Origin of the sequence: Aureimonas sp. ME7 (assembly GCF_903970965.1) — a bacterium.
Lineage (GTDB): Bacteria > Pseudomonadota > Alphaproteobacteria > Rhizobiales > Rhizobiaceae > Aureimonas.
Genome location: NZ_CAJCKW010000001.1, coordinates 235414 through 249748, shown reverse-complemented (window position 1 = coordinate 249748; position 14335 = coordinate 235414). Strand labels below are relative to the sequence as shown.

Sequence of the window (14335 nt, the reverse complement as noted above, 5' to 3'; positions counted from 1 at the left end):
GAATGCATGGTTGTATCACAACGACAGAGCGAACACGGGTGCTCGCTCTCGGCCGATGCTCGCCTTGCGGCGGGCGGATCGGTCGCCCGAAGCGGGGCCGCCGTTTCCGGACGGGGTATCGACCGATGTATCACGCCGTCGCCATGGAGGCTTCCTCGATCGGGGGATCCAAGCCCTCGCCCTTCCGCTCGTATCGGGAAACGGTCGCCGGGAACGACGGCTTCGACCGGATCAACGCGGCTCTCACCTGCCCCATCCGCCTGCGCGCGGTGGGGCGTGAGGCGCCCGATCTCGATCTCAAAGGGACGATCGGGCCGGACGTTTCGGTCTGGCGCATGCGTTCCGTCACGGGTTTCGAAAGCCTGCCGCGCTTCGACGAGAACGTCTACACGTTGAGCGTTCCCCTGCGCGGGCATTTCGCCCGCGACGCCGATGGTTTCGCCTACACGGCCGACGCGAGCCAGGCCTCGCTGATCCGTTCATCTCGGATCCTGCGCACGCGCTGCGCCCCGCGATCCGAGGTCGTCCACTGCAACATCCGCGCCCATGCGTTGGAGGAGCGCCTCGAGGTGTTGACCGGGTCGCGCCGTCCCGCCTTTCGCCCGCTGGCGGATCTGTCGAGCCTGCCGATGCGCGCGCTCGCCCATACGATGAGGCGGCTCGCCGGCGATCTGGACGAGGGCGCGAACGCCCTGTCCACGCCGCTCCTGCACGACCTTCTCCTCAACCAGATCCTCGCCGCCTGGCCGCAGGAGGAGGGGTGGCACGGCCACGGCGAGGAGAACGCGGCGCGCGTCGTCGCCCGCTCGCTCGACTTCATCGAGGCGCATCTGGCCGAGCCCATCACCGTGTCGCAGATCGCGCGCGCGGCCGCCGCCAGCGTGCGCACGCTGCAGGCGAGCTTCCGCTCGCAGACCGGCCAGACGCCGATCGGCTACATCCTGGAGCGCCGGCTGGAGCGCGCCCATGCCGACCTCCAGGCCAATGCCGGGCGCCTCCACGTGTCGCAGATCGCCTACCGCTGGGGCTTCTTCCACCTCAGCGACTTTTCGCGCCGCTACCGGACGCGCTACGGCTGCCTTCCGTCCGAAACCAGCCGGCGCGGCGCTTGAGCGATCCTCAGCCCTTGGTGAGGCGCAGGATGGTAGAGCCGCCCCCGCCCCGCGTTTCGGTGACCGCGTAGACTGCGCCGTCCGGCCCGACCTTAACGTCCCGGATGCGCGCTTCGAGCGGCACGCGCTCCTCGCTCGCCACCTGACCGTCCTCGTTCATGCGCAGCACCACCAGCCCCTGCGCGACGAGGCCGCCGGCCAGGATCGCGTCCTTCCATTCGGGGAACTCCGTCCCCTCGTAGATCGCCATGCCGGAGGGGCCGATCACCGGGTCCCAGTAGTAGACCGGCTGCTCCATGCCGTCCGTCTGCGTGATGCCCTCGCCGATCGGCTGGCCGCCATAGGACACGCCGTAGGTGATCACCGGCCAGCCGTAGTTCTTGCCCGCTTCCGGCCGGTTGAGCTCGTCGCCGCCGCGCGCGCCGTGCTCGATCGTCCAGACCGCGCCGTCGGGGCCGAGCACCGCCGACTGAATGTTGCGGTGGCCGTAGCTCCAGATCGCGTCCAGCGCCCCGTCCCGTCCGACGAAGGGGTTGTCGTCCGGGATCGAGCCATCGGCATTGATGCGGAACACCTTGCCGAGGCCCGAATCGAGGTTCTGCGCCTGGTCGCGGATCGGCTCGTCGGAGCGCTCGCCGACGCCCAGGAACAGGTGGCCTTGCCCGTCGAACACGATGCGCGAGCCGAAATGCTTGTCGCCGTCGTAGCTCGGCGTCTGCCGGAAGATGACATCCATGTCCTCCAGCGCGGCCGAGCCGTTCGTCTCCGTCAGCTTGGCACGGGCGAGCGAGGTGCCGTTGCCCTCGGCCCCGCGCGGCTCGGAGAAGGTGAAGAACACCAGCCCGTCGCTGGCGAAGTCGGGGCCGAGCGCCACGTCGAGAAGCCCGCCCTGGCCGGCGGAGGCGACCTCCGGCACGCCCGACACCTCGACCGGCTCGCCCTTGCCGTCCGCCGGCAGGATCAGGAGCTTGCCCTCCTTGGCGGTCACCAGCATGCGGCCGTCGGCCATGAACTCCAGCGCCCAGAGGTTCGGCAGGCCTTCGGCGACGAGGGCGGTCTTCACCTCCGGCATGTCGGCAGGCTGGGGCGCGCGCGTCTGGGCGGCGAAGGCGGGCTTCTGGTCCGGCGCGTTGGCGGCCTCGGTTTCCACCGGCTCGCCGGTCGCCGCTTGGCCCGCACCGGTCGCCGGGGCGTTGCCGTCGACATGGGGCAGGCGCTCGCCTTGGCTGTTGGTATCCTGGGCGAGCGAAGGGCCCGCAAGCGCCGTGCCGGCGAGGAGCGCGGCAAGGCCGGTGAGAAGAAGGGAAGATCGCATATTCGAGAGTTCCTCGCGGGAAGAGCCGGGCCGCCCCGCGGCGCCCCGTTTCCCAGCGAACTAAACCCGGCGCCCGCCCCGGCAACGCCGCTCCCGTTTTGTTGAGAGCGGCTTGAGCACGGCCCCTACCGGCCCGCCACGTAATAGGGCACGTCGGCGCGCGGCAGGGCCGAGCGCCCGCGCATCCGGTCGGCGATCTTTTCGGCCATCATGATCGTCGGGGCGTTGAGGTTTCCCGTCACGATGATCGGCATGATCGAGGCATCCACGACGCGCAGGGCCTCCAGGGTGTGCACCCGGCCGCTCCCATCCACCACCGCCATGTCGTCCTCGCCCATCCGGTTGGAGCAGGATGGGTGATAGGCGGTTTCGCCATGCGCGCGCACGAAGGCGTCGAGCTCGTCGTCGGTCTGGAGGTCGCGGCCGGGCGAGATTTCCTCGCCGCGATAGAGGTCTAGCGCCTTCTGCGCCACGATCTCGCGGCTGATGCGGATCGCGGATCGGAATTCGCGCCAGTCCTGCTCGTGCGACATGTAGTTGAAGAGGATGCCGGGGTGCTCGCGCGGGTCGCGCGAGAGGAGGCGCACCCTGCCCCGGCTCGGCGAGCGCATGGAGCCGACATGCATCTGGAAGCCGTGGTCGTCCACCGCGTTGCGACCGTTGTAGCTCACCGCGACGGGCAGGAAATGATACTGGATATTGGGCCAGGCGAACGCGTCCTCGGAGCGGATGAAGCCGCCGGCCTCGAACTGGTTGCTCGCCCCGACCCCGGTGCCGCGCAGCATCCATTCGGCGCCGATCGCCGGCTGGTTGAGGCGCTTCAGCGTCGGCGCCAGCGAGACCGGCTTGGTGCAGTGATACTGGATGTAGAGCTCCAGATGGTCCTGGAGGTTCTCGCCGACGCCCGGCACGTCGGCGACCACCGGGATCTCCAGCTCGCGCAGGAGCGGCGCCGGCCCGACGCCCGACCTTTGGAGAAGCTGGGGCGAGGCGATCGCCCCGCTGGACACCACCACCTCGCGCGCGGCCTGCGCCTCCTCCCGTTCCGTCCCCCGAAACCAGGACACGCCCACCGCGCGCCGGCCCGAAAACAGGATGCGGTCGGCCAGCGCATAGGTGACGATCGTCAGGTTCGCGCGTCCGCGCGCCGTGTCGAGATAGCCGCGCGCCGTGGAGGAGCGGCGCCCCTGCGGCGTCACCGTCCGGTCCATCGGGCCGAAGCCTTCCTGCCGGTAGCCGTTGAGATCGTCGGTGCGCGGATAACCCGCCTCGACCCCGGCCTCGACCATGGCGGCGAAAAGCTCGTTGTTGCCGGATTTCGGCGTCGTGACGCGGATCGGCCCGTCGTCGCCGTGGTAGTCGTCGGCCCCGATGTCGCGCGTTTCCGCCTTCTTGAAATAGGGAAGGCAGTCGAGATAGCTCCAGTCGGACAGGCCCGGCATTTCGGCCCAGCCGTCGTAGTCGAGCGCGTTGCCGCGGATGTAGCACATGCCGTTGATCAGCGAGGAGCCGCCGAGCCCCTTGCCCCGGCCGCATTCCATGCGCCGGTTGTTCATGTGCGGCTCGGGATCGGTGAGATAGGCCCAGTTGTAGCGCCGGCCCTGCAGGGGATAGGCGAGCGCCGCCGGCATCTGGGTGCGGAAGTCCATGCGAAAGTCCGGCCCACCCGCTTCGAGAAGCAGGACGGTGGTGCCGGGGTCCTCCGTCAGCCGGGCGGCCAGCACGTTGCCGGCCGAGCCGGCCCCGACGATGATGTAGTCGTACTCCCTCGAAGTCATGGGCTCGAACCGTCGTTGGCGGAAAGGGGCGGGCGTTCTGGCTTCAGAACACGGAGGCGAATGGGGCGAGTTCGACCTGGACCGACTTCACCTGCGTATAGGCGAGAAGCGTCGGGATGCCGTTCTCGCGCCCGACGCCGGACTGCTTGAAGCCGCCGACCGGCATCTGGGCCGGCGACTCGCCCCAGGTGTTGATCCAGCAGATGCCCGCCTCCAAACGATGGACGATGCGGTGCGCGAGCGCCAGATCGCGCGACACGACACCCGCCGCCAGCCCGAACGGACCGGCATTGGCGCGCCTCACCGCGTCCTCGATCTCGTCATAGGCGAGAATGGACAGGACGGGCCCGAAGATCTCCTCGCGCGCGATCGTCATCTCGTCGCGGCAGTCGGTGAAGATGGTGGGCGCGACGAAGGCGCCGCGATCGAACGGCTCGCCGCCCAGGCGATGACCGCCGGTCAGAACCGTGGCGCCCTCCCGCTTGCCCGCCTCGATGAAGCCCAGCACGCGCTCCATATGCGCAAAGCTGACGAGCGGTCCGAAGTTCACCGAAGGGTCCAGCGGATCGCCGATGCGCATGCGCGCAACGCGCTCCAGAAGCTTGTCCTCCAGCGCGGCCTTCAGGGTGCTCGGCACGAAGACGCGCGTGCCGTTGGTGCAGACCTGGCCGGAGCTGTAGAAGTTGGCCATCATCGCAATGTCGGCGGCGCGGTCGAGATCGGCGTCGGGCAGGATCAGGAGCGGCGACTTGCCGCCGAGCTCCATCGTCACCTCCTTCAGGCTCGAGGCGGCGGCATTCGCCATCACCGCCTTGCCCGTGGCGACGCTGCCGGTGAACGACACTTTGTCGATCCTCGGGTCGCCCGTCAAAAGCTTCCCGACGTCGGCGCCCGGCCCCTGGAGGACGTTGAAGGCGCCCGCCGGCAGGCCGGCTTGGCGGTAGATCTCGGCGAGCGCCACGGCGGTGAGCGGCGTCACCTCGCTCGGCTTGAAGATCACGGCGTTGCCGGCCGCCAAGGCCGGGGCCGACTTCCACAGGGCGATCTGGATGGGATAGTTCCAGGCGCCGATCGAGGCGACCAGCCCCAGCGGCTCGCGGCGCGTGTAGAAGAAGCTCGTCTCGCGCAAGGGCACCTGCACGCCCTCGATCGCCGGCGCCAGACCCGCGTAGTATTCGAGGACATCCGCCCCGGTCGCGATGTCGACGCTTCCCGTTTCGGAGATCGGCTTGCCGGTGTCCAGCGTTTCCAGATGAGCCAGTTCGTCGTTGCGCTCGCGCAGGATCGCCACCGCCCGGTTCAGGATGCGCCCCCGCTCGACCGGCGTCATCGCCGCCCATTCGCGCTGCGCCTCGCCCGCGCTCTCGATCGCGCGCTCGACCTCCGCCGCCCCGGCGCCCCGCGCCTCGGCCAGCACCTCGCCCGTCGCCGGATTCACGCTCCGGAACGGCTGCCCGCCAGCCGGCTCGAAGCGCTGGCCGTGGATATAGGAGGGGGCTTCGAAGCGTGGCGACATCGGTAATCGTCTTTCCTGGTGAGGCGGGTCTTCCACCCTTCATGCCCCGGTTTCGGCCGGCGCGGAAGCGCTGCCGGGGCCGCTCCGTTCACGCCGCCGACCGGCCTGCCAACCGCTCGGCCAGTTCGACGACGCTCGGCAGACAAAGGTCGGCGGTGGGCATCAGGTCTTCCGCGGTGCTCGTGCCCGTCAGGACGCCGATCCGCAAGCCCGCGCCGCCGGCCCGCCCCATCTCCATATCATGAAGATTGTCGCCGACCACGGCGATCCGCTCCGGCGCGACGCCGATGCTTCGCGAGAAGCCGATGAGCATTCCGGGGCCGGGCTTGGCTCCGTGGCCGCTGTCGTAGCCGGCGACGAAGCCGACGAAGGGCTCGGCGCCGGTGAGATGGAGGAGCCGGCGGATCGCGGCCTCGCTGTCGCTGGAGGCGATGCCGATCGCCAGCCCGCGGCCGGCAAGCGCCGCGAACAGGGCCGCGAGATCGGTGACCGGCACGGCGTCATCGGCTGCCGCGATGAAGAGCGCGTCGAGTCGGGCCACGAGATCGCCGGGCTCGAACAGGCTTCCGGCCGCGATGAAAGCATCGGCGATCTCGCTGGTGTTGCCGGCCGCCAGGAGGCTACCGGCGCGGGTGACGCCGGTTTCGGGATCGGTGCCGCCGAGTTGGAGGAGCCGGCGCTCCAGGGCCTCGTCGCCCCGTGCGGCGAGTTTGGCCGCGCGGCGGTTCGTCGGCTCCCAGGACCGGTGATAGTCGATCAGCGTGCCGTCCTTGTCGAACAGGACGGCCTCGATCGCATCGAGGGGAAACATCGTCATCGAAAGGGCTTCTTCGTCCTCAGCCGTCGGCCATGGCGAAACGATGTAGCCGAGATCCGCGCGCGCCGCGACGGGCCGCGACGGGCGTTTCCCCGCCGAAGCCCCCTAAAGGGCGGCGGCGATGCCTTCCGGCTCCGGCACCGCGTGCGATCCGGCGGCGAGGAGCGCGCGGGTATAGGCCTCGCGCGGCGCCTCGAAGACCTGCCGCACGGTGCCCTTCTCGACGATGCGCCCGCCCTTCATCACCATCACATGGTCGGCGAAGTCGCGCACCAGCGCGAGGTCGTGGGCGATGAACAGGAAGGCGATGCCGCGCTCGCGGCGCAGCCGGTCGAGAAGGGCGACGACCTGCGCCTGGACGGAGACGTCGAGCGCCGACACCGCCTCGTCGCAGACGATGAGGTCGGGTTCGAGCGCCAGGGCGCGGGCGATGGCGATGCGCTGGCGCTGGCCGCCGGAGAACTGGTGGGGGTAGCGGCGCATGTGCTCAGGCGCGAGGCCGACTTCCGTCAGAAGTTCGGCGACGCGCTCGCGCCAGCGGGCCTTGGGCAGGATCTCGGGATGGATCACCCAGGCTTCCGAGATGAGGTCGAACACCGACATCCGCGGGTTGAGCGACTGGGTCGGGTCCTGGAACACCATCTGGATCTCTCGGCGGATGCCGGCGAGCGCCTTCGGCGACATGGCGATGATGTCGCGTCCCTTGTAGTGTGCGGTGCCGGAATTGGCGTCTTCGAGGCGCATCAGCACCTTGGCGAGCGTCGACTTACCCGAGCCGCTTTCGCCCACCACCGCCAGCGTTTCGCCGGCCATGAGATCGAACGAGGCCTCGTGAAGGCCGGTGAACCGGCCGTAGAGCTTCGATACGCCGCGAACCTTGAGAAGCGGCTCGCCGGCGGCATCCGGCTCGTGCATCGCGCCCTTGCCGGGCGCGGCGGCGAGAAGCTTGGCGGTATAGGGATGCCGGGGGTCGGCGTAGACCTCGGCGACGCGACCCGTTTCGACGATCTCGCCCCGGTTCATGACGACGACGCGGTCGGCGATCTCGGCGACGACGCCGAGATCGTGCGTGATCAGGAGAAGGCCCATGCCGGTCTCGGCCTGCAGCTCTTTCAGGAGCTTCAGGATCTCGGCCTGCACGGTGACGTCGAGCGCGGTGGTCGGCTCGTCGGCGATCAGGATGTCGGGCTTGAGCGCCAGCGCCATCGCGATCATCAGGCGCTGGCGCTGGCCGCCGGAGAACTGATGGGGATACTTGGCGAGCGCGGCCTCCGGCTCGGGCAGGCCGACGCGGCGCACGAGCTCCAGGGCGCGCGCCTGCGCTTCGGCGCGCGGGCGGCCGTGCGCGGTCATCGTCTCGGCGATCTGCCAGCCGACGGGATAGACCGGATTGAGATGGGCGAGCGGATCCTGGAAGATCATCGCGATCCTGGCGCCGTTGATCCGCCGGCGCTCCTCGTCGCTCAAATCGAGGAGGTCGCGCCCGTCGAGGAGGATGCGCCCGCGCACGATCTCGGCCGGCGGCATGTCCAGGAGATTCATGATCGCGGAGGCCGAGACCGACTTGCCCGAGCCGCTTTCGCCGAGCACCGCCAGCGCCTCGCCGCGCCCCAGCTGGTAGGAGATGCCCTTGACCGCTTCCACCGGCCCGTTCGCGGTGTGGAAGGTGACGGCGAGGTCCCGGACCTCGAGGAGCGGATCAGCCACGGGTCTTGCCCCCTTCCAGGCGCCAGCGCTGCACGGGATCGAGCGCGATGCGCATCCAGCCCGACAGGAGGTTCAGCGACATGGTGGTCAGGATGATCGCCAGCCCCGGCCAGAAGGCCAGCCACCAGGCGTTGTTGAGGTAGGGCCGCCCCTGGGACACCATCAGACCCCAGGTGATCTCGGGCGGCTGGATGCCGATGCCGAGGAACGACAGCGAGCTTTCGGCCAGCATCACGAAGGCGAAGTCGAGCGTGGCGATGGTGAGAAGCGTCGGCAGCACCATCGGCAGGATGTGCCGGAACATGATGCGCCGGTGGCTCGCGCCCATGACCTTGGCCGCCTGCACGAACATGCGCTCGCGCAGCTCCAGAATCTCGGCCCGCGTCGTGCGGAGATAGACGGGGATGCGCGTGATCGCCAGGACCACGACGAGGTTCAGGACGGAAGGGCTGAGAACGTAGAGGACGATCACCGCCAGAAGCAGCGAGGGGAAGGACATGATGACGTCGGCGAGCCGCGCGATCGTCTCGCCCGTCCTCTTGCCCCCGTAGCCGGCGAAGAGGCCGAGCACAGTGCCGATGAGGGCGGAGCAGAAAACCGCGCCGGCGGCCACCATCATCGTGTTCTGCGCGGCGACCACGATGCGCGCGAAGAGCGAGCGGCCGAGCTGGTCGGCGCCCAGGACGAAGAGCCAGCCCTGATCGAGGGTGAAGGGCGCGAGGTTGCGCCCGCGAAGGTTCTGCTTGGTGGCGGCCTCGCCGAGGAGCGCGGGCCCGAACAGGGCGCAGAACACGACGAGGACCAGGACGAGCGCCGCACCGAGGGCGACCTTATCGCGCCAGAGCATGGCGGCGAAGCGCTGGAACGCCGGGCGCTCAGGCAGAATCGGGGCGGCGTCGCCGGCGAGCGGAGCGGCGGCGGGAAGCGGGGAAGCGGCCATGGTCCTCAGGTCCTGATCCGGGGATCGAGCAGGAGATAGGCGAGGTCGATCAGAAGGTTCATGACGAAGATCGCGAGCGCCGTGACCATGATCGCGGCCAGGATCACGTTGAAGTCGCGCTGCAGGATCGCGTCGATCATCAGCTTGCCGACGCCCGGAAAGCCGAAGATCGTTTCCACCACCACGGCGCCGTTCAAAAGCGCGGCGGCCTGGTCGCCCATCACGGTGACGACGGGCAGCATCGCGTTGCGCAGCGTGTGGACGAAGATGATCGGCCGGTTCCTGACGCCCTTGGCCCGCGCCGTCTTCACGTAAGGGGACGACAGGGCCGAGATCATCGAGCCGCGCACCACCTGCACGATCAGCCCGAAGGGGCGGATGAAGAGAACGGCGACGGGCAGGATCCAGAACTGCCACCCGCCGGTGCCCGAGGTCGGCAGGAGCCCGAGATTGATCGAGAACAGGACGATCGCGACGATCGCGATCCAGAAATCGGGCGCCGAGGCGCCGACCAGCGACACGAAGGTGACGACCCGGTCGAACGGGCGCCCGACCCAGAAGGCGGCGAGCGAGCCCATCACCGTCGCCGAGACCGCGACGAGCGCCATGGTGATGACGGCGAGTTGGAAGGTCCAGGCGAAGGCTTCCAGGACGACGTCGATCGCCGGGCGCGCGCGCCGGATCGAGTCGCCGAAGTCGAGATGGAGGAGATCCCACACGTATCGACCGAACTGGACGACGAGCGGATCGTTCAGCCCGTGGATGGCGCGGAACTGCTCGCGCATCGCTTCCGTCGCGTCGATGGGCAGGAACAGGTCGGTCGGGTCTCCCGTCAGGCGCGACAGGAAGAACACCATGACCACGAGGCCGAGAAGCGAGACGAAGCTGGCGAGAACCCGCCGGCTGACGAAGCGAAGCATGGCGACCTCTGGAAGGCTTGGGGCGGAAAGAACGAAAGCGCCCCGCCCGCATCGGGGCGGGGCGCTCGAGCGGCAGCCTTCAGGGCTTGAAGCCGATCTCGGACAACTGGAGCTGCGAGTTGGTGGCGATCGAGGGGCGGAAGTCGAGCCGCTCGGCAACGCGTGCGAAGCCGACCATGTGGAACAGGAGAACGTCGGCGACGACGTCGTCGTGCACATGGGCGAAGAGTTCGGACCAGAGCTTGGCGCGCTCCTCGCCGGTGGCGGCGCTTGCGCGGGTGATCAGGTCGTCCGTCTTCGGGTCGGAAATGCCGGACTGGCGTCCGTCCGAATGATACTTGAAGAAGGCCGAGAAGACCGGGTCGCCCTTGGCGTTGTCGTGCAGCACCGACAGGAGCTGGACGCCGCGCCCTTCCTGGTAGGGCTTGGAGTAGAGGCGCTCCTGTTCGGCGACTTCCAGCATGCGCAGCTGGACGTTGAAGCCGGCATCCTGGAGCATCGCCTGGATGGCCTCGTTGACCTCCGTGGCGTTGGGGTAGTTGTTGGTGCGCCCGATCAGCTCGATCGGGGTGTCCACCGGAACGCCGTCGGCGCGCGCCGCCTCGAGGAGTGCCTTGGCCCCTTCCACGTCGTAGGCGGGAACATGCACGTCCTTGTTCCAGCCGAGCGTCGTCGGCGGCACGATGGCGACGGCCGGCTCCGTGCCCTCCGGCAGCAGCGAGCCGATGAAGGCGGTGCGGTCGATCGCCATGTTGAGCGCCTGACGCACGCGCTTGTCGTTCATCGGCGGGATCGAGGTGTCGATCCGCAGATACATGGTCTCGGAGTTCGGATAGGAGAAGTCGGTCGCCGGATTGGTCGCCTCCAGCACCGAGATGGAGGGTGCGAGATCCGCCTCGCCCGCCTGCACCATGGCCGCGCGCACGGCCGAATCGGAGCGGAACACGTAGGTCGACTTGGTGACCTTCGGCGCCTCGCCCCAGTAGTCGTCGCGCCGCGTCAGGACGATGTTCTGCCCCGGGTTCCACTGCGACAGGACATAGGGGCCCGTGCCGACCGGCTGGCGGGTGAACTCGACCGGGGTTTCCTCCGGCACGATCGTCAGCACCGACATGAGAAGCGGCAGGATCGGCTGCGGCGGCTCGGCCTTGATGTCGATCGTGCCGGGATCGACCACGGTGGCCGACAGCTTGGTGTCGCCGAAGTAGCGCGAGCTTTCGCAGGCGATCTTCGGGCTCGTGGCGCGCTCCAGCGAGTGCTTCACGTCGGCGGCGTCGAAAGCGGTTCCGTCGGAGAACTTGACCCCCTCGCGCAGCTTGAACCGCCAGGTGCCCTCGCCCCGGTCCTCCCAGCTTTCGGCCAGCCGCCCGGCCACCGCGCCGCCGTTCTTCGTATCGAGCTCGGTCAGCGTTTCGGAGATGTTCTGCAGGATCACGCGGCCGATATTGGAGCGCGTCGCCATGCAGGGCTCGACGAGATCGAGCTCCTCGTCGAGCACCACGGTGATGTCGGTCGAGCCTTGCGCGAAGGCGCCGGCAGTGGTCGCCAGCAAGGCGGCGAAGGCGAGCGATAGGCCTTTCATGCGATCCTCCCAAATCGTTGCGCGGGCGTTGCGGCCGCCGCGCTCCCCGTTTCGGGGCGGATCGGACGGGACGCGGAACCTGTATCGGGCAAAGGATGTCGCCGGGACGAAAAGTTGTCAACATGGCATGAGCACGATGCCATCCGATTGCTCCATATCCCAGCCTTTTCCTCCGCAGCGGAGCGTGAAATAGGCACTCCGTCGCACAACAACTTGACATATTTTATAAGGTGAAGCGAAGTTCGGGAGATTTCGAACGAGGGAGATCGACCATGGGCGCGCTGCTGGATGCGAAGGCCGCGATCGAGGATATCGCCAAGGGCATGACGGGCGAGCTGTCCCGCGAGGAGGGGCTGCGCTCCGACGCCCTCATCCCCTCGCCGATGATCCAGAACCACGCGGCCTTTCTGAAGCTCATGGCGGACGGGACGCTGCTCTGCGCCTGGTTCGGCGGCACGCTGGAAGGCAAGTCCGACATTTCGATCCACCTGTCGAGCCTGGCGCCCGGCACCGCGCGCTGGTCCGAGGCCGTGGCCCTGTCGAACGATCCGGAGCGCTCCGAACAGAACCCCGTCCTGTTCAAGGATCGAAACGGCGTCCTGATGCTGATCCACACCGCCCAGGTGTCGGGAAACCAGGACGAGTGCGTGCTGCGGCGGCGCGCGCTCACCTCGCCGCACGGGCGGATCGCGGGCGGCGAGCCGGAGCTTCTGCCGCTGCCGCGCGGCACATTCGTGCGCGCGCCGCTCGTCGAGCGGGGCGACGGCGCATGGCTTCTGCCGGTGTTTCGCTGCATCGCGCCGGCGGGCATGCGCTGGACCGGGAGCCACGACACGGCGGGCGTGGCGACCACGACGGACGGTGGTCGCACCTGGGATCTCATGCAAGTTCCCGGCTCGATCGGCTGCGTCCACATGACGATCGTGCCGCTCGGGGGCGAGCGCATGGTCGCCTTCTATCGCCGTCGGCAGGCCGATTTCGTGTATCGCTCGCAAAGCCTCGACGGCGGGCGAACCTGGGATGCGCCCCGGCCGACGGACGTTCCCAACAACAATTCCTCCATCGGCGTCGTGCGCCTGCGTGATGGGCGCATCGCCATGGTGTGCAATCCGAGTTCGGCGACCACCTCCGCCGACCGCCGCCGGTCGCTCTACGACGAGCTCGGCGAGGCGGACACGCGTCCGGATGCCGAGGGCGGCTGCTCGCCGATCTGGGGCGTTCCGCGCGCTCCGCTCGCCCTTTGCCTGTCCACAGACGAGGGGCGGACGTTCTCCGAGCGCCATGTGATCGCCGATTCGTCCGGCGCGTGCCTATCCAACGATTCGGGGGACGGGCGGAACGAGGAACTGTCCTATCCCGTGCTTCTGGAAGCCCCGGACGGGACGATCCATATCGCCTTCACCTACAAGCGGCGGGCGATCCGGCACGTGCGCCTTGCGCCCGGCTGGCTCGCCGCCCAGTCCGGCACCCCCGAGCCCGGCGCCCGGTGACGCCTCCGGGCGGCGGAAGGGCTCCCGAGCTTTTCTGCCCCCGGCTTTCCTGTCATCTTGGCCTCCCCGCAACTCGAAAGGACGAACCCGCATGAAGCCGAGTGCCGAAGAGGTCGTGGCGCGTCCGGCGCCCGCGAGCCCCCTTTCGGAGCGCGTCTACGAGGCGCTGAAGGAGCGGATCGGAACGGGGGTCTACGGCGCCGACGAACGACTGCCGGGGGAATACGACCTTGCCGCCCAGTTCGACGTGTCGCGTCCGATCGTGCGCGAGGCGCTGGAGCGCCTGCGCGGCGAGGGCCTTGTCTACTCGCGGCGCGGCGCGGGCTCCTTCGCACGGCCGGCTCGGGGCGCGCCGGCGGTCCAGCAGCTCGGTTTCGCGCCGGTGGAAACCATCGCCGACATCCAGCGCTGCTACGAGTTCCGCCTGACGATCGAGCCGGAAGCGGCGGCCTATGCGGCGCGCCGGCGCAACGACGAGGCGCTGGCGCGCATCGAGGCGGCACTCGCCATGATGGACGACGCGACCCGCCAGCACCGCCACCGCGAGGACGCCGACTTCGCCTTCCACATCTCCGTCGCCAAGGCGGCCAACAACCACTACCACCTGTCGGCCCTTCAGGCGCTGCGCGAGCACATCGCCGTCGGCATGAAGCTGCACGGGCTGACGCTGATGGGCCCGACCCCTGGGCTCCAGCGCGTGTTCGCCGAGCACACCGGCATCTTCGAGGCGATCCGCACGGGCGACGAGGTCGCGGCCTCCACCCGCATGCACGCCCATCTCAAGGGCTCGCTGGAACGCCTGTTCGAAGGACGCCTTCTCGACCTGTCGCTCTAGAGCGTTTTCCGGCCGGGTCGAAGAGTCGTCATCGTCCTGCGGACGCCTGCTCCGCGTCGGGGCGCTTTCGCTCCGCCGCAGCGTTGCTCGTCGGTCACGATGCGACGCCATCGCGCCCTCCTCGCGCCCTGCATCGTTCTCGCGAGCGGAGACGCCGCCTTGTCGAAGGGCCTCCAATCCCGTTCGCCCCACCCTTTCGGGATGCGGCAGGGACCTTCGCTGCCGGAAAGAGTCGGACACGGCCTTCGGAACGGGAGCGGCGAACCGAGCGCCGAGCATGCCGAGCTTTCACTCCTCGACGGAACCCTCGCTCCAGCTTCGCG

Annotated in this window: 11 protein-coding genes; 3 read left to right on the top strand and 8 right to left on the bottom strand. The window is 68.9% G+C overall.

What is annotated here, in order from left to right; translation table 11 throughout:
* The first annotated feature begins 125 nt into the window (after nt 1-125).
* Nucleotides 126-1112 (top strand): AraC family transcriptional regulator, encoded by a 987-nt coding sequence (locus tag H7A85_RS01175; protein ID WP_182084053.1) that lies wholly within the window; start codon nt 126-128, stop codon nt 1110-1112.
* 7 nt (nt 1113-1119) lie between these two features.
* Here H7A85_RS01175 and H7A85_RS01170 read toward each other — a convergent pair whose 3' ends face one another.
* From H7A85_RS01170 to H7A85_RS01135, 8 genes are all read right to left on the bottom strand, one after another.
* Nucleotides 1120-2427, bottom strand: coding sequence for a PQQ-dependent sugar dehydrogenase (locus H7A85_RS01170; protein WP_182084052.1), 1308 nt, complete (start codon nt 2425-2427; stop codon nt 1120-1122).
* A 125-nt stretch (nt 2428-2552) separates the two neighbouring features.
* A complete protein-coding gene (gene betA, locus H7A85_RS01165; protein WP_182084051.1) occupies nt 2553-4205 on the bottom strand; it encodes a choline dehydrogenase in 1653 nt (550 codons plus the stop codon).
* Between the two features lie 43 nt (nt 4206-4248).
* Nucleotides 4249-5721 (bottom strand): betaine-aldehyde dehydrogenase, encoded by a 1473-nt coding sequence (betB, locus tag H7A85_RS01160; protein WP_182084050.1) that lies wholly within the window; start codon nt 5719-5721, stop codon nt 4249-4251.
* 88 nt (nt 5722-5809) lie between these two features.
* The gene (locus H7A85_RS01155; protein WP_182084049.1) at nt 5810-6538 is read right to left on the bottom strand and encodes an HAD family hydrolase; all 729 of its coding nucleotides are present in this window, start codon (nt 6536-6538) and stop codon (nt 5810-5812) included.
* A gap of 105 nt (nt 6539-6643) precedes the next feature.
* Nucleotides 6644-8245: an ABC transporter ATP-binding protein gene (locus tag H7A85_RS01150; RefSeq protein ID WP_182084048.1), complete on the bottom strand. Its 1602-nt coding sequence runs from the start codon at nt 8243-8245 to the stop codon at nt 6644-6646.
* A complete protein-coding gene (locus tag H7A85_RS01145; RefSeq protein ID WP_182084047.1) occupies nt 8238-9185 on the bottom strand; it encodes an ABC transporter permease in 948 nt (315 codons plus the stop codon). Before H7A85_RS01145 ends, H7A85_RS01150 begins: the two co-directional genes overlap by 8 nt.
* A 5-nt stretch (nt 9186-9190) precedes the next feature.
* Nucleotides 9191-10105, bottom strand: coding sequence for an ABC transporter permease (locus H7A85_RS01140; protein ID WP_182084046.1), 915 nt, complete (start codon nt 10103-10105; stop codon nt 9191-9193).
* 79 nt (nt 10106-10184) lie between these two features.
* Nucleotides 10185-11687 carry an ABC transporter substrate-binding protein gene (locus H7A85_RS01135; protein WP_182084045.1) on the bottom strand — a complete coding sequence of 501 codons (1503 nt, stop codon included), beginning with the start codon at nt 11685-11687 and terminating at the stop codon, nt 10185-10187.
* 323 nt (nt 11688-12010) lie between these two features.
* Here H7A85_RS01135 and H7A85_RS01130 point away from each other — a divergent pair, with 323 nt between their 5' ends.
* Complete coding sequence (locus tag H7A85_RS01130) at nt 12011-13177, top strand: exo-alpha-sialidase (RefSeq protein WP_244630900.1); 1167 nt, start codon at nt 12011-12013, stop codon at nt 13175-13177.
* A gap of 91 nt (nt 13178-13268) precedes the next feature.
* Nucleotides 13269-14012, top strand: coding sequence for a FadR/GntR family transcriptional regulator (locus H7A85_RS01125; RefSeq protein ID WP_182084043.1), 744 nt, complete (start codon nt 13269-13271; stop codon nt 14010-14012).
* Nucleotides 14013-14335: the final 323 nt, after the last annotated feature.

Excerpts from the sequence above, each read along its gene's own strand:
- betA (WP_182084051.1), bottom strand. The coding sequence starts at position 4,205 with ATGACTTCGAGGGAGTACGACTACATCATCGTCGGGGCCGGCTCGGCC.
- H7A85_RS01135 (WP_182084045.1), bottom strand. The coding sequence starts at position 11,687 with ATGAAAGGCCTATCGCTCGCCTTCGCCGCCTTGCTGGCGACCACTGCC.
- H7A85_RS01140 (WP_182084046.1), bottom strand. The coding sequence starts at position 10,105 with ATGCTTCGCTTCGTCAGCCGGCGGGTTCTCGCCAGCTTCGTCTCGCTT.
- betB (WP_182084050.1), bottom strand. The coding sequence starts at position 5,721 with ATGTCGCCACGCTTCGAAGCCCCCTCCTATATCCACGGCCAGCGCTTC.
- H7A85_RS01175 (WP_182084053.1), top strand. The coding sequence starts at position 126 with ATGTATCACGCCGTCGCCATGGAGGCTTCCTCGATCGGGGGATCCAAG.
- H7A85_RS01125 (WP_182084043.1), top strand. The coding sequence starts at position 13,269 with ATGAAGCCGAGTGCCGAAGAGGTCGTGGCGCGTCCGGCGCCCGCGAGC.
- H7A85_RS01130 (WP_244630900.1), top strand. The coding sequence starts at position 12,011 with ATGACGGGCGAGCTGTCCCGCGAGGAGGGGCTGCGCTCCGACGCCCTC.
- H7A85_RS01145 (WP_182084047.1), bottom strand. The coding sequence starts at position 9,185 with ATGGCCGCTTCCCCGCTTCCCGCCGCCGCTCCGCTCGCCGGCGACGCC.
- H7A85_RS01170 (WP_182084052.1), bottom strand. The coding sequence starts at position 2,427 with ATGCGATCTTCCCTTCTTCTCACCGGCCTTGCCGCGCTCCTCGCCGGC.
- H7A85_RS01155 (WP_182084049.1), bottom strand. The coding sequence starts at position 6,538 with ATGACGATGTTTCCCCTCGATGCGATCGAGGCCGTCCTGTTCGACAAG.